The sequence below is a fragment of the Pedobacter aquae genome (assembly GCF_008195825.1).
GTDB classification, from domain to species: Bacteria; Bacteroidota; Bacteroidia; order Sphingobacteriales; family Sphingobacteriaceae; genus Pseudopedobacter; species Pseudopedobacter aquae.
On sequence record NZ_CP043329.1, the window covers coordinates 2,810,968 to 2,830,233 of the forward strand.

Genomic DNA, 19,266 nt, shown 5'->3' on the forward strand with positions numbered 1-19,266 from the left:
TTTTTTAGATGATACAACGTAGCTTTTTCATAGCCTCTATTTGCGCCATTTTATGCTCTTCCTGCTCTTCTAACACAGAAAACAAGGATAAAGACCCTAAAGTTAGAACTATTGATGATGATAAAACTGATAGCCTTCTTTTAGTTTACGATCAAAAAAAGGAAGATAAATATATTGCCGAGTTTGCCCAAAGACTTCATAAACGCTCTGGTTTTAACGGAAATATACTGGTAGCTAAAAAAGGAAAAATCATTTATCAGAAATCTTTAGGCTGGGCAGATTACCTTCATCGCGATAGCTTAAAAATAAATTCGGTTTTTGAACTGGCTTCTGTTACCAAAACTTTTACCGGCGTAGCCATTATGCAGTTGATAGAACAAGGAAAACTTTCTTTAACTGATGATGTAAAAAAGTTTTATCCAAACTTCCCTTATGATGGCATTAACGTAAAGCTATTACTTACCCACAGAAGCGGTATGATGAATTATGTTTACTTTGTTGATGATATCTGGCGTAAAGAAAAGCGAGACATGAAAAAAGGCATCACCAATGATGAGGTGATGCATATTATTGCAGAACGTAAACCCAACCCTTATACCAAACCCGATAATCGTTTCCATTATAACAACTCTAACTATATGGTTTTAGGCGCTATCATAGAAAAAGTTACAGGTATGAGCTACGCCGATTATATGATGGAAAATGTTTTTAAACCAGCAGGGATGAAAAATACCCACGTATATTCTAAAGCGGTTTATGATAAAATTCCGGTAGATGTTGTTGGGCATGACCGTACTTGGCGCTACTCGGTTGCACAAAATTTCTTAGATGGCCCAGTGGGCGACAAAGGTATTTACAGCACCATTCATGATTTAGTTTTGTACGATAATGCCTTAAAAACTGGCAGATTATTAAGTAAAGAAAGTTTAGACTCGGCCTATACCGGAAGAAATACCCCAGTTAACGGTCATTTTAACTACGGCTACGGCTGGAGAATTTTTGATGGCGATAAAGGCGAAAAAGTAGTTTACCATACCGGATGGTGGCATGGATTTAGACACATCTATGTAAGAGATATTAAAAAAGACATTGTTATTGTTTTGTTAGGCAATTTAACCAATGGCAGCTTGCTACATTTAGATGATTTATACAAACACCTAAAAGTACCTGTGATTAGAAAAAATGCTTATCACGGCAGCGGAAGCCTACCCGGAAGCGATGAAGATTAACATGATTTAAAACATTTCACCCATAAAATTTATTTAATCCTTTAACAAAAGAGCCAACATGTTTGATAAGTTATTTGAAGCACAAAAGAAAGCAGAAGAAGTTAAGAAAAGACTAGAAACCATTAGCGTAACTGGCGAGGCAGAAAACGGTGCTATAAAAGTTATTGCTACTGCTGGTAAAACCATTAAATCTATAGCTATTGCCGATGATTTTTATACATCAACAGATAAAGAGGCTTTAGAAGAATTAATAGCCCTTGCCGTGAATAAAGCTTTAGAACAAGCAGAAAAAATTTCGCAAGCAGAAACTGCCGCCATGACACAAGAAATGCTAGGCAGCATGGGTGGCTTAGGTGCATTAGGCAATCTATTTGGTAAATAAATAAACATTTTATGAAGGTAAATTATTTAGGACACTCTTGCTTTTTACTACAAACAGGAGGAAAGAAAATTTTAATTGATCCATTCATTTCTCCTAATGAATTGGCAAAACATATTGACATCAATACCATTGAATGTGATTATATTTTAATCTCTCACGGCCACGGAGACCATGTAGCTGATGTACAAAGCATAGCGCAAAGAACAGGAGCAAAATTGGTAAGCTCCTATGAAATTGTAGAGTGGTTTGCCAAACAAGGTGTAGCTGGCGGGCATCCATTAAACATAGGCGGTTCTTGGAATTTTGATTTCGGGACGGTTAAAATGACTTATGCCGCACATTCTAACTCTTTACCAGATGGCACTTACGGAGGCACAGCAGGTGGTTTTATCATTAAAACAGAAGGAAAATCTTACTACTACGCTGGCGATACCTCTCTTACCCAAGACATGAAGTTAATTGGCGAGTTTCATGATATTGAACATGCCTTTCTGCCTATAGGCGATAATTTTACTATGGGTGTTGAGGAAGCCACCATTGCTGCAAAGTTTGTAGGCTGCAAAAAAGTTATTGGTATGCATTACGATACTTTTGGCTATATCAAAATAGATAGCGATGCTGCTAAACAAAAATTTACTGATGCCGGGCAAACGCTTACGCTGATGAAAATAAGTTTAAAAGATGAGGATAGTATAGAGATTTAAGTAAATCCCAACTCCATAAAAAAAGCGTATCTCATTAATTTGAAACACGCTTTTTTTTGAATTTTTTTATCCTTCACACAAGGCTTTCCTACTTCATGACCGGCCATCTTGATATTTAAGTGATTGGAAATGTTGAGAGTTAAAATTTTAATGGTCTTATTTTAATTGTTTTTGTCATCTTTAAATATTATTATAATCATTGTTTTTAAGCTCATGAATCAACAATTTTCTGAAATAGTACAACTAATTAGACAATCCCGAAATAACGCTTTAAAAGCTGTTAATACTGAACTGATTAATTTATATTGGAATATTGGAGCTTACATAGCCAAACAAATTGATAATGCAAATTGGGGGCAATCAGTTGTAAAAGAATTAGCTGATTTTATAGCGCATAAAGAACCAGAACTAAAAGGTTTTTCTGATAAAAATCTTTGGAGAATGAAACAGTTTTACGAAGCTTATAAAGATTTTCCAAAACTCTCACCACTGGTGAGAGAAATTAGTTGGACAAATAATTTAATCATTCTTTCAAGAACCAAAACAAAAGAAGAAAAAGAGTTTTACTTAAATATTTGCAAACAAGAAAATTATAGTAAAAGAGAATTAGACCGCCAAATTTCAGCAGGTCTTTTTGAGCGCACTATGTTAGGAAATACAAAACTCTCACCAGTGTTGAGAGAATTACACCCTAACTTTAATAACAGCTTTAAAGATGCTTACATCTTAGAATTCTTAAACCTCAAAGAAACACATAAAGAAAGCGATTTACAAAAAGGATTAATCAAACAAATGAAAGATTTTGTTTTAGAGTTAGGAAAAGACTTTTTGTTTATTAGTGAAGAATATAAAATACAGGTAGGCAACAGTGATTTTTATATTGATCTTTTGTTTTATCACAGAGGCTTACAATGTTTGGTAGCGTTTGAATTAAAAGCCGATAAATTTAAGCCAGAGCATTTAGGTCAACTTAACTTTTATCTAGAGGCTTTGGATAGAGATGTTAAAAAGCAAAATGAAAACCCAAGCATTGGAATACTTCTTTGTAAAGATAAAGACAATGAAGTAGTAGAATATGCTTTGAGTCGCAGCCTTTCTCCTACCATGGTTTCAGAATATCAAATTCAACTGCCTGATAAAAAATTGCTTCAACAAAAGCTGCATGAGTTATTTGAGGAGAAAAACTAGCCTAAGTAAAATCGAAACAATTAAAACATGACTATAATTCAGTTCTGCAAAATGGATGTAGTATTTTAAATTGGTTTATCGCTAACAAATGAATTGATAAAACAATACGAGAATAAATATAGATTAAACTAACTGTAAAAATTTAAAAAAACCCTTGAAAAATATTTATTTACAAGGGTTTATTTTTGTTAAAGTGATTCCAAAGAAACTTTCTTTGAAGGAAAGGGATTGAGGGTAAGACTATCTCTACCCTATAACCGTTCCATCCGCAATGATTGCTTTTTTCTTGATGACGATGATACCATCTTTACAAGTATGGGTATCAAAATCTCCATCTTGTAAATGTGGACCACCATTAATTACAACGTTATTACCAATAAAGCAATTCTTATCTAAAATGGCATTGTTAATCGTACAATTTTCGCCAATACCGGTTAAAGGTTTATGGGTTTGCTTTAAACCTTCAATTTCTTCAAGGGTTTGGTAATAATCGCTACCCATAACATAACAGTTAGAAATTTTTGTGCCTGCGCCTATTCTGGTTCTGATACCTATAACCGCTCTGCTAATTTCTTCTGCATTAATGATACAACCATCAGCAATAACCGTGTTGTTTAATTTTGTTCCTGATATTTTTGATGGTGGAAGCATCCTAGCTCTGGAAAAAATAGGGCAAGGACTAAACAAATTAAATTCTGGAACTTCATCTGTGATGCCTAAATTGGCTTCAAAGAACGAGTCTATATTTCCGATATCTGTCCAATAACCTTCGTATTGGTAACTAACAATTTTATTTACACCAACAGCCTGTGGGATAATTTCTTTACCAAAATCATGACGCTCATTACCCTCCAACATACTAATCAATACATCTTTATTGAAAAGATATATACCCATAGATGCTAGGTAATGTCTACCTTGTTTTGCCATCTCCTCGCCTACTTCAGATTCCCAACCAATAATTTTCTCGGCATTTGGTTTCTCTGTAAAAGCTGTTATAGAAAGGTTTTCATCAGCCTTTAAAATGCCAAAACTGGTTCCGTCTTTAGCGTTAACCGGGATGGTAGCAATAGAAATATCAGCTCCTTTTTCAACATGCGAATCAACCATAGCTTCAAAATCCATTTGGTAAAGCTGGTCGCCAGATAAGATTAATACATATTCAAAATCATGCTGTTTTACATGATGTAAACTTTGTCTTACAGCATCAGCTGTACCTTGGTACCAGGTTGTATTTAAAGGAGTTTGCTCTGCTGCCAAAATATCCACAAAAGCATCACTAAAAACACTAAAATGATAGGTGTTTTTAATGTGTTTATTTAAAGATGCCGAGTTAAACTGAGTTAAAACGAAAATCCTTTTTAAGTTAGAATTTATACAGTTAGAGATAGGAATATCAACCAAACGATATTTACCAGCAATAGGAACTGCCGGTTTAGAACGTGTTGCTGTAAGAGGATAAAGACGAGAGCCTTGCCCGCCACCTAGGATAATTGAAATGACTTTAGATGGTACCATGTTGTAGTGTTAAGCTGCTGTATAAATGAATATATTGCTGTGCCGATTTATTCCATGAAAAGTCTAAACTCATCATAGATTTTCTTATTTGTGTTAGTTTTTTATTGTCTTGATAGAGGTAGATAGCCCTTTCGATAGCTTTTACTATATCGCTTACCTCACAATTATCAAATCTTATACCATAGCCACCGGTATCATCAATATCAATAATAGAATCTTTTAATCCGCCGGTTGCCCTTACAATAGCTACTGTGCCGTATTTTAAAGCGTATAATTGGTTTAAACCGCAAGGCTCTACTCTTGATGGCATCAAAATAAAATCTGCCGCTGCATAAATCTGATGGGAAAGCTCCTCGTTGTAACCGATATAAACATTATAGTCTTTAAATTCTTCTTTTAAATCTACAAGTTGCTGCTCTATGTATTTCTCGCCAGAACCTAAAACCAACACACTTATTTGCCCATCAAAAGCTTTTAAGCTATCTCTTATAGCATCGGCAAGTTTATCTGCCCCTTTCTCTAAAACTAACCTACCTATAAATGTAAAAAGTGGTTTTGTTTCATCTAAACCAAAAGCTCTACAAATTTCTGCCTTATTAAAAGCTTTACCTTGCACTACACTGCTAGCCGTATAAGTTTTAGCAATCATTTTATCTTTAGCAGGATTCCAAACGGCTGGGTCTATACCATTTAAAATACCTATTCCTTTTTGCTGCTCCAACTCGAATAAAAATTCTAGTCCGTTTGCTTGATGTTTTAGCTCGGCCAAATAACTTGGCGAAACGGTAGTGTAAGCCCAACAACATTTTACTGCTGCGGCCAAAGAATTAATACAGCCACCCCAATCTAGAAGACCTGTTTTGCTCGTATCGGCATCTGGTAGATAGTAGAATTTATCCCATCCCAACCAACCTTGGTATTGCCCATTATGTATAGTTAAAACTGTAGGGATATCTTTTAAGGAGTTAAATCTGGATGAATGCTGCATGAGAAAAGGCACTAAACCAGCATGATGATCATGACAATGTACCAAATCTACTTCAACATTTGCTTTTACCAGCCAATCTACCACAGCAATTTGATAGGCTACAAACTGCTCTATTTCATCTGGATAGCAATATATTTCTTCGCGATCTAATAAACTTGGTATTTTAACCAAATAAAGCTCAAAACCTAGTACATCTTTTTCTTCTTTCAGGATTTCATAATCGAAAACCCTTTGCCCTAAATGAGAAGAACTGCTAAAAACGTTTATTAAATGATGCTCTTGCGTAAATTTCCGATTATAAAAAGGCATCACAACGCTTGCTTGTACGCCTTCTTGTTTTTGATATTTTGGAAGTGCACCCACAACATCGCCCAGGCCGCCTGCCTTGGCTACCGGATAACATTCTGCACTTAAATGTAATACATTCATTAAAGATAAATTGGTGCTTTAATTTAGTATTTTGTTATTTAAATGAAGAATTATTTCTTAATAAATTATGATTTTAATGTGCCTCTAACCAGTTTTGTCCTTCGCCAATTTCTACCACAATAGGTACAGTTGTTTTAAGGGCATTTTTCATCCTGTTTTGGATAATGGTTTTCATTTGCTCTTTCTCAGAAATCAGCACATCAAAAACCAACTCATCATGTACCTGCATGGTCATTTTAGATTGCAGCTTTTGGCTGATGATATCTTGATGTATTTGAATCATGGCAACCTTAATCATATCTGCCGCAGAACCTTGTATAGGTGCATTAATGGCATTTCGCTCTGCAAAACCTCTTACAGTTTGGTTGGCCGAGTTGATATCTCTTAAATATCTTCTACGCCCCATAATGGTTTCTACATATCCATTTTCACGAGCAAAATTCATGGTATCTGCCATATATCTTTTGATGCCTGCGTATTGTGTGAAGTAGTTTTCTATAATTTCTGCCGCTTCTTTTCTTGGGATACCTAAATTTTGCGATAAACCAAAAGCAGATTGGCCGTATATAATTCCAAAGTTTACCGCCTTAGCATTTCTTCTTTGTTCTGATGTTACTTCTGATAACGCTACACCATAAACCTTAGCTGCGGTTGCGGTATGGATATCTAAACCATTTACAAAAGCTTCCATCATGTTTTCATCTTTACTTATTTCTGCAATGATGCGTAGCTCTATTTGAGAATAATCGGCAGATAAAAGGATATGATTTTCATCTCTAGGGATAAATGCTTTTCTTACTTCTCTGCCTCTTTCTGTCTTTATGGGGATATTTTGCAAGTTTGGATTATTAGAACTTAACCTACCTGTTGCAGCTACCGCTTGATTATATGAAGTATGCACCCTATTGGTTTTAGTATTTATCATCAGCGGAAGCGCATCTACATAAGTAGACTTTAACTTACATAACTGGCGGTAATCTAATATATCTCTAACAATGTCTGATTTATTGGCGAGTGCAAGTAAAACATCTTCACCAGTTTGGTATTGCCCGGTTTTAGTTTTCTTGGCTTTATCATCAAGCTTAAGCTTATCAAATAAAACCTCGCCTAGTTGTTTTGGCGAGCCAATATTAAATTTAACACCCGCTTTATCAAAAACTGTGGCTTCTAAACGGTTTATCTCTACCTCTAAATCTTTAGAATAGGTTTGCAATTGCTGAATATCTATACGCACCCCTTCTTTCTCCATATCTGCTAAAACGTAGATTAATGGATTTTCCAAGTTTTGAGCTAAATTATCGGCTTGAACTTCTTTAAGTAAGGGCTCAAAAACTTCTTTTAGTTGTAGCGTAATATCGGCATCCTCGGCAGCATAATCTTTTGCTTTCTCTAGCTCAACATCACGCATATTGCCCTGGTTTTTTCCTTTTTTACCAATCAGTTCGGTAATAGAAACAGGCGTATAACCCAAATAATTTTCTGCCAATACATCCATATTATGGCGGGTATCAGGGTCTAGCAGGTAATGGGCCAGCATGGTATCAAACAATTCGCCTTTTAGGTTAATGTTATACCATTTTAGAATAAGTAAATCGTACTTAATATTCTGACCAATTTTTCTGATGTTTTCATTTTCAAAAACAGGTCTAAACTCCTCTAAAATAGCTTTACAATCATACTGATTCTCTGAAAGCGGCACATAATAGCCATCGCCAACTTTAAAACTAAAAGATAAACCCACCAATTCGGCTTCATGCGCATCTAAACCAGTGGTTTCTGTATCAAAACAAATTTCTTTTTGTTTTAAAAGTTCTTGGATAAGGTTTTGCCTACTGGCTGCATCATTAACCAAATGATACTCATGTGGCGTATTATCAATATTTTTTGATGGTATTATAGCTTCTGCTAGCTCTGTAACTGGTTTTTGTACTAAATTGCCAGCTGCTGGGCTGCTAAACAAATCCATTTGTCCGCTGCTGCTGATTTTTGCATCATTTACAGAAAAATCTTCTCCGAAAACACGTTTACCTAAAGTTCTAAATTCCAACTCGGCAAATAGAGGTTCTAATTGCTCTTTATCTGGTTTATCTAACCTAAAGCTTTCTTCATGAAACTCTACCGGAGCATCTAATAAAATTGTTGCTAACCTTTTAGACAACAAACCTTGAGCCGCAAAAGCCTCCACATTTTCTCTTTGTTTGCCTTTAAGCTCATGACTGTTGGCTATGATATTTTCCATAGAGCCGTATTGCTTAATTAAAGCTTTAGCGGTTTTTTCTCCAATACCTGGTATACCCGGGATATTATCTACAGCATCGCCCCAAAGGCCTAAAATATCTATCACTTGGTGGATATGTTCTATCTCCCATTTTGCCAAAACTTCTTTCACCCCTAAAATCTCCATATCATTACCCATTCTGGCGGGTTTGTAAATGAAGATATTTTCTGATACAAGTTGGGCAAAATCCTTATCCGGTGTCATACAAAAAACGGTAAAACCTTCTTTTTCTGCCTTTTTAGCTAGGGTTCCAATCACATCATCGGCTTCGTAACCATCAGAAGTAATTACTGGGATGTTAAAACCTTCTATCAGTTTTTTCACATAAGGCAAGGCAAGAGATAAATCCTCTGGCATGGCTTGCCTATTGGCTTTATAAGCTAAAAAATCGGTATGCCTTTCTGTTGGAGCTTCAGTATCAAAAACTACCGCAATATGCGATGGATTTTCTTTCTTTAAGACTTCTAATAAGGTATTAGCAAAACCCATTACTGCCGAGGTATTGATACCCGTTGAAGTAAAACGTGGGTTTTTACTTAATGCAAAATGGGCTCTATAAATTAAAGCCATCCCATCTAAAAGAAAGAGTTTTTTCATTTTTATTGAATTGAGTGATGATACCCGCTTGGTTTAAAAGAGGCATCTTCCAAATTTATAAATATATTAAAGATTATGGCTGTTGCCGATGCTATTTATGTGTACAAGTAATTAAATGATCATTTACCATACCAGTTGCCTGCATGTGTGCATAACAAATGGTTGTACCAAAAAATTTAAAGCCTCTTTTTTTCATATCCTTGGCGATAGCATCAGAAATTTCTGTACGGGCAGGAACATCCGCCATACTTGAAGGGAAATTTATCACGGGTTTTTGGTTAGGCATAAAGGAGTACAAATAGGTATCAAAAGAACCAAACTCTTGCTGCACCTTTAAAAACAGCTTTGCATTGTTAACCGCCGAAACTACTTTTAAACGATTACGAATGATGCCCGGGTCTTGTAAAATACGTTCTATATCGGCATCCGTAAATTGAGCCACTTTTTCTGCATCAAAATTGGCAAAAACCCTGCGGTAATTTTCTCTTTTACGCAATACAGTTATCCAACTTAAACCTGCCTGTGCTGCTTCAAGAATTAAGAATTCAAAAAGTATTTTATCATCATGAACTTCTTTTCCCCACTCTTCATCGTGGTATTTTACATAAAGGGAATCTGTGCCACACCATGGGCAACGAGGGTTTAATTGGGGGTGGTTCATGAGATGATAGCTTTCATTTCATCCAAGCTAATGAATTTACCTTCAGCAATTTGCTGTTGACTTTTTTTTACTTTTTGTACAACAACATCTGGAAGTTGTTCTTCTACACCAGCTTTTAGACACTCAAAATCTACTTTAAGCGCTTCTAAAACCGCTTTTAATGCCTTTTCTTGAGCTTTAGTTTGAGGATGTATGATATAAGAATCCATGAATTAAATTTAAGCTTTTATAGTAAAAGAAACAAACAGTGTACTAACCGGCATTCAACTCGTCCCAATACTCTACTGCCCTTCTATAATGTGGAATAACAATAGAGCCGCCAACCAAATTGGCAATCATAAATATTTCGTTCATTTCGGCGTGGTTTACGCCAGCTTCATAGCATTTTCCTAAATGATATTTGATGCAATCATCACAACGTAAAACCATAGAGGCAACCAAACCCAGCATTTCTTTGGTTTTTACATCTAAAGCACCATCAGCATAAGTGGTAGTGTCTAGTGCAAAAAAACGTTTGATATTAGTATTTGCACTTTCCATTATCCTATCGTTCATTTTTGTACGATAGCTATTAAAATCATCAACCAGTTTTCCCATGTTATTTTTTTATTACGAATATAAAGATGCTACAACCTAACCTTGCTATAGCCTTGTGTAAAAAAGATGATGCTTACTTTTCTAAATCAATTTCTACTGCCGGATCCCAAAAAAGCTGTTTAAAGTTTATAATTTGGTCGTTTTCTACCTTGATACCCTCTTTTTCTAATAATTCTTGCATCGCGGTAGCAGTACCAAAATAAAACTTACCGGTTAGTAAACCATTTCTATTCACTACCCGATGCGCCGGAACTGGCGGATGCGCTGTAAAAGAACTATTCATGGCATAACCTACCATTCTGGAAGAACCCTTTGCACCTAAAAAACCTGCAATTGCCCCGTAAGAAGTAACCCTACCTTTTGGAATAAGCCTCACCACCTGATAAACCTGTTCAAAAAAAGTAGCTTTATCCATTTAAATAAATTTAAACCTTACGTAATTGATGTTTTTTCCCTTTTGCAGATACAAACGTTCGTAATGCGTTTTTATAGATAAAATCTCATCAGTGGGATGCGTTTTGTAAACATCTGTAGTTTGCTCTTCTATAGGGAAATTAAGTTCTGTAATTTTTTCTAGCGTGTAATCGTAAAAACCATCATTATCGGTTTTTAGATGCATAGCACCATTGGCTTTGGTTACGGTTTTATACTTTTCTAAAAATGTAAGATTGGTTAATCTTTTTCGCTCTAAAGGGCTTTGCGCTTGTGGGTCTGGGAAGGTAAGCCATATTTCATCAACTTCGCCAACCTCAAAATAATCTAATAAATTTTGAATTTGTATTCTTAAAAAACCTACGTTATCCAAATTTTCATCTAGTGCCATTTTTGCACCAACCCAAATTCTGTTGCCTTTATAATCTATCCCTAAAAAATTCTTATCAGGATATTTACGGCCTAAATTAACGCTATACTCGCCTTTTCCACAGGCCAGCTCCAATATCAAGGGATTATCATTTTTAAAAAACTCTTTCTTCCAATTTCCTTTATAAGGCTTTCCGTTTTCTAGCTGCACCACATTTTTAAAAGTGCCTATCTCTGTAAAACGCTGTAATTTTCTTTTTGCCACGTATCAAGTATTTCCACAAAAATAACCTTTCTTTAAAATTTAGCGCTAACAATAATAGCAACTGCCAAAAGAATTATATTTTTGCACACATCTTAATATAAAGTTTTGGAAAAATCAGCAAAAATTTATGTAGCAGGTCACCGTGGTATGGTTGGCTCTGCCATCACCAGAAAACTTCAAAAAGAAGGTTATACCCATATCATTACCAGAACATCTGCCGAACTTGATTTAAGAAACCAGCAAGCCGCTACTGATTTTTTTGCTGCCGAAAAGCCAGAATATGTTTTTCTTGCCGCTGCAAAAGTAGGTGGTATTGTGGCTAATAATACTTACCGGGCCGAGTTTCTGTATGATAATTTACAGATACAAAACAACATCATCCATAACGCTTATTTAAATGGCGTAAAGAAATTATTGTTCTTAGGTTCTAGCTGTATTTATCCTAAATTGGCCCCTCAGCCTTTAAAAGAAGAGTATTTATTAAGTGGCTATTTAGAAGAAACTAACGAGCCTTATGCTATTGCCAAAATTACAGGCATAAAAATGTGCGATGCTTACCGCAGTCAGTATGGTTGTAATTATATTTCTGCCATGCCTACCAATTTATATGGCTATAACGATAATTATCATCCACAAAACTCGCATGTTTTACCTGCTTTAATTCGTAAATTTCATGAAGCTAAGGTTAATAACTTACCTGATGTTACCATTTGGGGAACCGGAAGCCCTATGCGTGAGTTTTTATTTGCTGATGATTTAGCAGATGCTTGTTATTACCTGATGTTAAATTACAATGAGCCTCATTTAATTAATATTGGTACTGGTGAGGATATTACCATTAAAGATTTGGCTTTAACCATTAAGGAAATTGTAGGTTTTGATGGCGAATTAAATTTTGATACTTCTAAACCCGATGGTACGCCACGTAAATTGATGGATGTAAGTAAACTACACAGCAAAGGCTGGAAATATAAAATAGAGCTAAAAGAAGGCATCCAATTAGCTTATGAAGATTTCTTAAGCAAATATGCTTAAAACAAAAAAGGTGGTTGAAATTTCAACCACCTTTTTTTATGCATTCTGCAAATTAAACTGCTTCGCTTTTAATATCTTCAGACATCGTCTCGTCAATTAAGATACGTCCGCAATGCTCGCAAACAATAATTTTCTTACGTTGACGAATGTCAGACTGACGCTGAGGTGGAATTTTGTTAAAACAACCAGAGCAAGAATCTCTCTCGATAGTTACTACCGCTAAACCATTTTTAAAGTTTCCTCTTAAACGGTTATAAGCAAATAATAAACGCTCATCTATTTTCTCATTTGCTTTCTCAGCTTGAGTTAATAAAACTTCTTCTTCTTTTTGAGTTTCAGAAGTAATAGTTGCTAGCTCTGCTTTTTTTACTTCTAAGTCTTTTTTACGGTCTTCTAAGTTTTGTGCAGCACTTTCATAAACATCAGTTTTAGTTTTAATCTCATACTGATATTCTTTAATCTTCTTCTCGCAAACTTGTATTTCTAAACCTTGAATTTCAATCTCTTTAGCAAGAGCATCAAACTCACGGTTATTTTTTACATTGTTTTGCTGAGTTTCGTATTTCTTGATTAAAGCCTGAGCTTCTTTAATCATATTTTTACGATTTACAATCGCATCTTCCAGATCATCAAGCTCTGCTTTGATTTTTTGTATACGGGTTTCTAAACCAGCAACATCATCTTCTAAATCAGCAACTTCCATTGGAAGCTCGCCTCTTGTCTGACGAATTTTATCAATTTTAGTATGAATTGTCTGCAGTTCGTATAAAGCTTCAAGCTTTTGTTCTACGGTTTGTTCCATTAAGACAAATATTTTATTGGGTTTGTATTATGTACAGTTAAACGGAGTGCAAAGTTAGGAAAATTATTTTGAATTATTTCCAATAGTAAGTCTTGCGTAAATTGCTCACTTTCAAAATGTCCGATATCGGCAATTATAATTTTTCCATCGGCATCAAAAAACTCATGGTACTTAAAATCTGCGGTTATAAATATATCGGCCCCAGCCTGTATAGCTTGTTGTAATAAAAAGCTTCCAGAACCACCACAAACCGCTACTTTACTTATTTTTTTGCCTAAAAGTGCGGTATGTCTAATCACAGAAACCTGCATATTTTGCTTCAAAAGCTTTAAGAACTCTGCCTCATCCATAGCTACTTCTAATTGGCCAAACATACCTGCACCTACTGTTTTTAAAGTATTAGAAAGTGGAAATAAATCGTAAGCTACCTCTTCATAAGGGTGCGCTTGCAACATAGCGGCTACAATTTTATGCTCTAAATGTGCAGGAATTAATACCTCTAAACGATACTCTTCCTCGGTATGTCGCTTATTTTTTTCGCCTAAAAACGGCTTAGCACTTTCATTGGCCTTATAATTCCCTTGCCCTGCTTGTTCAAAACTACACTCGGTATAATTGCCAATACTACCCGCACCAGCGGTAAACAGAGCTTCTTTTACTTGTTCTTTATGCTGCGTAGGCACAAAAACAACCAGTTTTTTTAAAAGTGCTTCTCTAGGAGCTAGTATTTGGGTATTTATTAAACCTAGCTTATCGGCTATTTTTTTATTTACACCATTGTAGACATGATCCAAATTGGTGTGGATGGCATAAATGGCAATATCATGTTTAATGGCTTTTATAACCACACGCTCTACATAATTTTTGCCATTAAATTTCTTCAGCCCTTTAAAAACGATAGGATGATGAGCAATAATGATATCACATTGCTCATCAATAGCTTCTTGCACAACGGCTTCTGTACAATCTAAACATATTAAAGCTTTTTTTATTTCTTGATGAGGATGACCAACTATTAAACCTGCATTATCATAAGCCTCCTGATAAGAAGCTGGTGCTATACTTTCTAAAAAAGTGCTAAGTTCTTTAATCTTCATAAGCACTAAGTTAGTTTTTTATGGCAAATCATCTGCAATAAAAGCTAGCGCTAATGCCTCGTAACATCAAATCAATAAAAATTACATGGCCGCCATGCCAACAAAATGACGACTTTCTAAAGCCATTTTATGGTTATACTCGTTTGCTAAGCTTTTATAATTGATTAAATCTACGATAGTACCTATAAAGCATAAACCTGCTGTAAGGAAATATAAAATGCCCATACCCATTTGGTTGGTTACAAAACGTTGTATACCTGCTATCCCAAAAAAGCCCAGAATAGTAAATAACAAAACGTGTTGCGGGTCGCGGCGTTTACCTGTATAAACCAATTCAAAGTTTCTTACTTGGTTTTCATTTAAGTCTTTCGTTATCTCTTGTATGAAGATCATTTCTTCAGTTGTAACGTTAGCTAGGTGAAAAAGGAAATTATGTTTCATTTGCTCCATTTTTTAAGGTTCAGAAAAATATGTTTTTCTAATTAGAGTATAAATGCGAACAATTATTACAACAAAAGCAAAAAAACCTAATGGATGCATTTTCCAGGATGCCGAAAACTGAAAATGTAACAGATAATAAATAGAGCGGCCTAAGCCACAGCCGGGGCAAAAACCTATCTCAAAATAGGCTAAAGGGCAAATAGAATGATGCTCTTGACTAGGATTTAAAAAGTATAAGGCAATAATTGCCGTAGAAAAAAATAAAAGCTCGAGCGGAATTTTTACTATTTGTTTAATCACTTTACAACTGCTTTGGCTTTGTCATTAATAGCAATGAGCTAGCTAAGGTAACTAAGAAACCTATAATTGCAGCACCAAAAATACGCTCCATATAATCAGAAGAAAACTCTAAGTTTAAAAAACTAAAATAAAGCGAGCTAAAAGCGCCTGCAATTAAACCACCAATAGCCATTATTTTAAAGCCTTCAAATACGCCCTCAAAAAAAGTTAAGCTATTGTTGTTTCTATTTTTAAAGCCTTTTATCCCTAAATATAAACCAATTATTGGGATAATAACAGAGGTGTATTCTAACCATCTATTATCGCTTTCTTGTACATTTTCTGGGTTTATACCTGCAAAATGCATGATGATTACCCATATAACCGAAACTACACCAATGATGATTCCTGATAGTATTGCGTTTTTCATTTTCATAATAAGATGTTTTAATGTTGAAAGGTATTGATAATTGAAGAAGCTAATTTGATGCCATTTACAGATTATAATTATGCTTTGGTATATTTGTAGCAAGAGATTGTAAAGTGAACATCAGAGAGATTTTAGAAAGATATAAGCAAGATAACCGGGTTGAGCAATTAACCCAGGCCTTACAGCAAAAGAAATCGCGTGTACATTTAAAGGGTTTAATTGGTGCTCAAGATGCTTTTATTGTGGCCGCCAATTATTTTCTTACCCATAGAAATATGGTTTTTGTACTGCCAGACAGAGAAGAAGCTAATTATTTTCAGGCCGATTTAGAGAACCTTATGGATAAAGATATTCTGCTTTTTCCATCGTCTTACCGCAAATCTTTTGATTTTACCCAAACAGATTCTGCCAATGTACTTTTAAGAGCTGAAGTATTGAACGAGCTTAACCATACACATGAGTATGGAAATTTAATTGTTACCTACCCAGAAGCATTAGCAGAAAAAGTTATTGATAGAAACGCACTTGAAAAAAACACGCTTGAAATTATCTTAAACAACAAACTCAGCATTGATTTTATCAACGAGTTTTTAATTGAATATGATTTTGAACGTACCGATTTTGTATATGAACCAGGACAGTTCTCGGTTCGTGGAGGTATTGTAGATATATTTTCTTTCTCTAACGAGTTACCTTATCGGATAGAGTTTTTTGGCGACCATGTAGAATCTATCAGAACGTTTGAAATAGAAAGTCAGCTTTCTGTAGAGCAAGTAAAATCTGTTACCATAGTTCCAAACGTACAAGCTAAATTTCTTACAGAAAGCAATATCTCTTTATTAGAATTTATTGATGACGATGCAGCTATTTGGTTTAAAGATGTGGTTTTCACTTTAGATACCATCAAAACCGGATACAAAAAAGCTACAGAACTTTGGAAAGCTTTATCAGCAAATGATAAGCAAACTAACCCAGACTGGCTAGACCCAAAGTTTTCTTTTACGGATGAAAAACTACTGGCAGACCAACTGAGCGATTTTCCTCTGATAGAATTTGGGAAGCAGTTTTTTTATCCGGCAACGCAAACAATCTTGTTTGATACTAAGCCTCAACCTTCTTTTAATAAAGATTTTAATCTGCTTATCCACAACCTAAAAGAAAACGAAAAGCAAAAAATAGAGAATTTTATCCTAACAGATTCTTCTAAACAACAAGAACGTTTATTTGCCATTATAGAAGATTTAGGCAAGCAAATTACCTTTACGCCTATCAATATATCTATCAGAGAAGGTTTTATAGATTACGAGCAAAAACTGGCTTGTTATACAGACCATCAGATATTTGACCGTTACTATAAATACAAGCTTAAAAGAGGCTATACTAAATCTCAAGCCATCACCCTTAAAGAACTTAGAGATTTAAAACCCGGAGATTTTATCACCCATATAGACCATGGTGTTGGTAAATACGGTGGCTTAGAAAAGGTTGAAGTAAACGGTAAAATACAGGAAATGATTAGGCTTATTTATGCCGATAATGATTTGCTGTATGTAAACATCAACTCTTTAAACCGCATTTCTAAATATTCTGGTAAAGATGGGCACATTCCTAAAATGAATAAATTAGGAACCGATGCTTGGGATAAACTCAAGAAAACAACAAAAAAAAAAGTTAAAGACATTGCCCGCGACTTGATAAAACTTTATGCCCTGCGTAAAGCACAAGAAGGTATGGCTTTCTCGCCCGATACTTATTTACAAAACGAACTGGAAGCTTCTTTTATTTATGAAGATACCCCAGATCAAGAAAAGGCTACCGCCGATGTGAAAAAAGACATGGAATCGCCACACCCAATGGACCGTTTAGTTTGTGGCGATGTTGGCTTTGGAAAAACAGAAGTAGCTATCAGAGCAGCTTTTAAAGCCGCTACAGATGGTAAACAGGTTGCTATTTTGGTACCTACAACCATTTTGGCTATGCAACATTACAAAACCTTTAATGAGCGTTTAAAAGATTTCCCGGTAAGGATAGATTATATCAACCGATTTAAATCTACCAAGCAAGTAAAAGATACTTTAGAAGCCTTAAAAGCCGGAAAAGTAGATATCATTATTGGCACCCATAAATTGGTGAGTAAAGATGTTAAGTTTAAAGATTTAGGCCTTTTAATTATAGATGAGGAGCAAAAATTTGGTGTTACCGTTAAAGAAAAATTAAAGCAGTTTAGAGCCAATGTAGATACGCTTACGCTAACTGCAACGCCAATTCCGCGTACTTTGCATTTTTCTTTGATGGGTGCTCGGGATTTATCTATCATCCAAACGCCACCACCAAACCGCCAACCTGTTTTAACAGAGCTACATGTTTTTAATGAGAAATTGATTAAAGAAGCTGTAGAGTTTGAGTTAGATAGAGATGGGCAGGTTTTCTTTATCCATAACCGTGTTGCAGATTTACGTCAGCTAGGTGGTTTAATACAAAAGCTGGTTCCAAAAGCAAGAATAGCTATTGCACATGGTCAGTTAGAAGGCGATAAGCTTGAAGATATCATGCTTGATTTTATTGAAGGAAAGTATGATGTTTTAGTTGCTACTACCATTATTGAGGCTGGTCTTGATGTACCAAATGCCAATACCATGTTGATTAACCATGCACACATGTTTGGTTTAAGCGATTTACATCAGATGCGTGGGCGTGTTGGCCGCTCTAACAAAAAGGCGTTTTGTTATTTGTTAAGTCCGCCTTTGTCTACCCTTACGCCAGAAGCCAGAAAGCGTTTAAGCGCCATAGAAGAGTTTTCTGATTTAGGTAGCGGATTTAACGTGGCTATGCGAGATTTAGACATCCGCGGAAGCGGAAACCTTTTAGGTGCAGAGCAAAGTGGTTTTATTGCCGAAATTGGCTTTGATATGTACCACAAAATCTTGGATGAAGCTATACAAGAACTTAAAGAAGAAGAGTTTAAAGGTTTATTTCAGGATGAAAAACCTCGTCCTTTTGTAAGCTTTACCCAAATAGAAACCGATATGGAACTGCTTATTCCTGATGAGTATGTAACCAATATCCAAGAACGTTATAATTTATATACCGAGCTTTCTAAAATGGAGAATAAAACAGCTTTAGATGCTTTTGAAAAAGAACTTCATGACCGTTTTGGACCACTACCAAGACAAGTGAAAGACCTACTCAGAACGGTAGAATTACAATGGATTGGAAAAGAAATAGGCTTAGAAAAAATCAGCTGGAAAAAAGGAACTTTAAGGGGTTATTTTATTACCGATAAACAATCTAAATATTTTGAAACCGATATGTTTGGTAGTATCCTACAATATGCGCAACAGCATCCACGTAAAGTAAACCTGAAAGAGGTTAAAAACACCTTGCGTATTGCTGTTGAAGACATCAAAAATATTGATGAAGCCATTTGGGCACTAGAGCAAATGAGAGACCCGGTAGTGATCTAGATTGACTGAATTAACGTAAATTGAGTCAGTTGATTGACTGAATTAACGTAAATTGAGTCAGTTAATTGACTGAATTAATGT

At 35.3% G+C, this 19,266-nt stretch carries 18 protein-coding genes and 1 pseudogene; 6 read left to right on the top strand and 13 right to left on the bottom strand.

Annotated elements, in window-relative coordinates; translation table 11 throughout:
- Positions 1-8: 8 nt before the first annotated feature.
- The 4 genes and pseudogenes from FYC62_RS12315 (at position 9) to FYC62_RS12330 (ending at position 3,503) form a co-directional block, all read left to right on the top strand.
- A complete protein-coding gene (locus tag FYC62_RS12315; RefSeq protein ID WP_149075144.1) occupies positions 9-1,229 on the top strand; it encodes a serine hydrolase domain-containing protein in 1,221 nt (406 codons plus the stop codon).
- Between the two features lie 55 nt (positions 1,230-1,284).
- Positions 1,285-1,611 (top strand): annotated as a pseudogene (locus FYC62_RS12320) (YbaB/EbfC family nucleoid-associated protein); the annotation flags it as partial.
- A gap of 11 nt (positions 1,612-1,622) precedes the next feature.
- Positions 1,623-2,315, top strand: coding sequence for a metal-dependent hydrolase (locus FYC62_RS12325; protein ID WP_149075146.1), 693 nt, complete (start codon positions 1,623-1,625; stop codon positions 2,313-2,315).
- A gap of 213 nt (positions 2,316-2,528) precedes the next feature.
- Positions 2,529-3,503, top strand: coding sequence for a PDDEXK nuclease domain-containing protein (locus FYC62_RS12330; protein WP_149075147.1), 975 nt, complete (start codon positions 2,529-2,531; stop codon positions 3,501-3,503).
- A 246-nt stretch (positions 3,504-3,749) separates the two neighbouring features.
- On the opposite strand, the gene FYC62_RS12335 is transcribed toward FYC62_RS12330, so the two are convergent.
- The 8 genes from FYC62_RS12335 to trmB all read right to left on the bottom strand — a co-directional run bounded on the left by FYC62_RS12335 (position 3,750) and on the right by trmB (position 11,637).
- Positions 3,750-5,021, bottom strand: a complete 1,272-nt coding sequence (locus FYC62_RS12335; RefSeq protein ID WP_149075148.1) for a glucose-1-phosphate adenylyltransferase — start codon at positions 5,019-5,021, stop codon at positions 3,750-3,752.
- Positions 5,008-6,438, bottom strand: coding sequence for a glycogen synthase (locus FYC62_RS12340; protein WP_149075149.1), 1,431 nt, complete (start codon positions 6,436-6,438; stop codon positions 5,008-5,010). Before FYC62_RS12340 ends, FYC62_RS12335 begins: the two co-directional genes overlap by 14 nt.
- 73 nt (positions 6,439-6,511) lie before the next feature.
- Complete coding sequence (gene polA, locus FYC62_RS12345; RefSeq protein WP_149075150.1) at positions 6,512-9,313, bottom strand: DNA polymerase I; 2,802 nt, start codon at positions 9,311-9,313, stop codon at positions 6,512-6,514.
- 91 nt (positions 9,314-9,404) lie between these two features.
- On the bottom strand, positions 9,405-9,974 hold the full coding sequence (locus FYC62_RS12350; protein WP_149075151.1) for a DNA-3-methyladenine glycosylase I: 570 nt from the start codon (positions 9,972-9,974) through the stop codon (positions 9,405-9,407).
- Complete coding sequence (locus tag FYC62_RS12355) at positions 9,971-10,183, bottom strand: DUF2683 family protein (protein WP_149075152.1); 213 nt, start codon at positions 10,181-10,183, stop codon at positions 9,971-9,973. Before FYC62_RS12355 ends, FYC62_RS12350 begins: the two co-directional genes overlap by 4 nt.
- Positions 10,184-10,226: 43 nt before the next feature.
- The gene (locus tag FYC62_RS12360; RefSeq protein ID WP_149075153.1) at positions 10,227-10,571 is read right to left on the bottom strand and encodes a carboxymuconolactone decarboxylase family protein; all 345 of its coding nucleotides are present in this window, start codon (positions 10,569-10,571) and stop codon (positions 10,227-10,229) included.
- A 73-nt stretch (positions 10,572-10,644) separates the two neighbouring features.
- Positions 10,645-10,986 carry an MGMT family protein gene (locus FYC62_RS12365; RefSeq protein ID WP_149075154.1) on the bottom strand — a complete coding sequence of 114 codons (342 nt, stop codon included), beginning with the start codon at positions 10,984-10,986 and terminating at the stop codon, positions 10,645-10,647.
- Positions 10,987-11,637: a tRNA (guanosine(46)-N7)-methyltransferase TrmB gene (trmB, locus tag FYC62_RS12370; RefSeq protein ID WP_149075155.1), complete on the bottom strand. Its 651-nt coding sequence runs from the start codon at positions 11,635-11,637 to the stop codon at positions 10,987-10,989.
- Positions 11,638-11,742: 105 nt separating this feature from the next.
- Here trmB and fcl point away from each other — a divergent pair, with 105 nt between their 5' ends.
- Positions 11,743-12,672, top strand: a complete 930-nt coding sequence (gene fcl / locus FYC62_RS12375) for a GDP-L-fucose synthase (RefSeq protein ID WP_149075156.1) — start codon at positions 11,743-11,745, stop codon at positions 12,670-12,672.
- Between the two features lie 52 nt (positions 12,673-12,724).
- On the opposite strand, the gene FYC62_RS12380 is transcribed toward fcl, so the two are convergent.
- The 5 genes from FYC62_RS12380 to FYC62_RS12400 all read right to left on the bottom strand — a co-directional run bounded on the left by FYC62_RS12380 (position 12,725) and on the right by FYC62_RS12400 (position 15,727).
- On the bottom strand, positions 12,725-13,474 hold the full coding sequence (locus FYC62_RS12380) for a zinc ribbon domain-containing protein (protein ID WP_149075157.1): 750 nt from the start codon (positions 13,472-13,474) through the stop codon (positions 12,725-12,727).
- Positions 13,474-14,571 carry a Nif3-like dinuclear metal center hexameric protein gene (locus tag FYC62_RS12385; RefSeq protein WP_149075158.1) on the bottom strand — a complete coding sequence of 366 codons (1,098 nt, stop codon included), beginning with the start codon at positions 14,569-14,571 and terminating at the stop codon, positions 13,474-13,476. The genes FYC62_RS12380 and FYC62_RS12385 overlap by 1 nt, the downstream gene beginning before the upstream one ends.
- A gap of 81 nt (positions 14,572-14,652) precedes the next feature.
- Positions 14,653-15,012, bottom strand: a complete 360-nt coding sequence (locus tag FYC62_RS12390) for a TM2 domain-containing protein (protein ID WP_039451033.1) — start codon at positions 15,010-15,012, stop codon at positions 14,653-14,655.
- A 12-nt stretch (positions 15,013-15,024) separates the two neighbouring features.
- The gene (locus FYC62_RS12395) at positions 15,025-15,312 is read right to left on the bottom strand and encodes a DUF2752 domain-containing protein (protein ID WP_237612925.1); all 288 of its coding nucleotides are present in this window, start codon (positions 15,310-15,312) and stop codon (positions 15,025-15,027) included.
- A gap of 1 nt (position 15,313) precedes the next feature.
- Complete coding sequence (locus FYC62_RS12400) at positions 15,314-15,727, bottom strand: DUF4199 domain-containing protein (protein ID WP_149075159.1); 414 nt, start codon at positions 15,725-15,727, stop codon at positions 15,314-15,316.
- A gap of 107 nt (positions 15,728-15,834) precedes the next feature.
- Between FYC62_RS12400 and mfd the strand changes: the two genes are divergently transcribed.
- Positions 15,835-19,185, top strand: a complete 3,351-nt coding sequence (gene mfd / locus FYC62_RS12405; RefSeq protein WP_149075160.1) for a transcription-repair coupling factor — start codon at positions 15,835-15,837, stop codon at positions 19,183-19,185.
- Positions 19,186-19,266 lie beyond the last annotated feature (81 nt).

Coding starts and splice junctions, on each gene's coding strand:
- FYC62_RS12315 (WP_149075144.1), top strand. CDS start 9: ATGATACAACGTAGCTTTTTCATAGCCTCTATTTGCGCCATTTTATGC.
- FYC62_RS12325 (WP_149075146.1), top strand. CDS start 1,623: ATGAAGGTAAATTATTTAGGACACTCTTGCTTTTTACTACAAACAGGA.
- FYC62_RS12330 (WP_149075147.1), top strand. CDS start 2,529: ATGAATCAACAATTTTCTGAAATAGTACAACTAATTAGACAATCCCGA.
- FYC62_RS12335 (WP_149075148.1), bottom strand. CDS start 5,021: ATGGTACCATCTAAAGTCATTTCAATTATCCTAGGTGGCGGGCAAGGC.
- FYC62_RS12340 (WP_149075149.1), bottom strand. CDS start 6,438: ATGAATGTATTACATTTAAGTGCAGAATGTTATCCGGTAGCCAAGGCA.
- polA (WP_149075150.1), bottom strand. CDS start 9,313: ATGAAAAAACTCTTTCTTTTAGATGGGATGGCTTTAATTTATAGAGCC.
- FYC62_RS12350 (WP_149075151.1), bottom strand. CDS start 9,974: ATGAACCACCCCCAATTAAACCCTCGTTGCCCATGGTGTGGCACAGAT.
- FYC62_RS12355 (WP_149075152.1), bottom strand. CDS start 10,183: ATGGATTCTTATATCATACATCCTCAAACTAAAGCTCAAGAAAAGGCA.
- FYC62_RS12360 (WP_149075153.1), bottom strand. CDS start 10,571: ATGGGAAAACTGGTTGATGATTTTAATAGCTATCGTACAAAAATGAAC.
- FYC62_RS12365 (WP_149075154.1), bottom strand. CDS start 10,986: ATGGATAAAGCTACTTTTTTTGAACAGGTTTATCAGGTGGTGAGGCTT.
- FYC62_RS12380 (WP_149075157.1), bottom strand. CDS start 13,474: ATGGAACAAACCGTAGAACAAAAGCTTGAAGCTTTATACGAACTGCAG.
- FYC62_RS12385 (WP_149075158.1), bottom strand. CDS start 14,571: ATGAAGATTAAAGAACTTAGCACTTTTTTAGAAAGTATAGCACCAGCT.
- FYC62_RS12390 (WP_039451033.1), bottom strand. CDS start 15,012: ATGAAACATAATTTCCTTTTTCACCTAGCTAACGTTACAACTGAAGAA.
- FYC62_RS12400 (WP_149075159.1), bottom strand. CDS start 15,727: ATGAAAATGAAAAACGCAATACTATCAGGAATCATCATTGGTGTAGTT.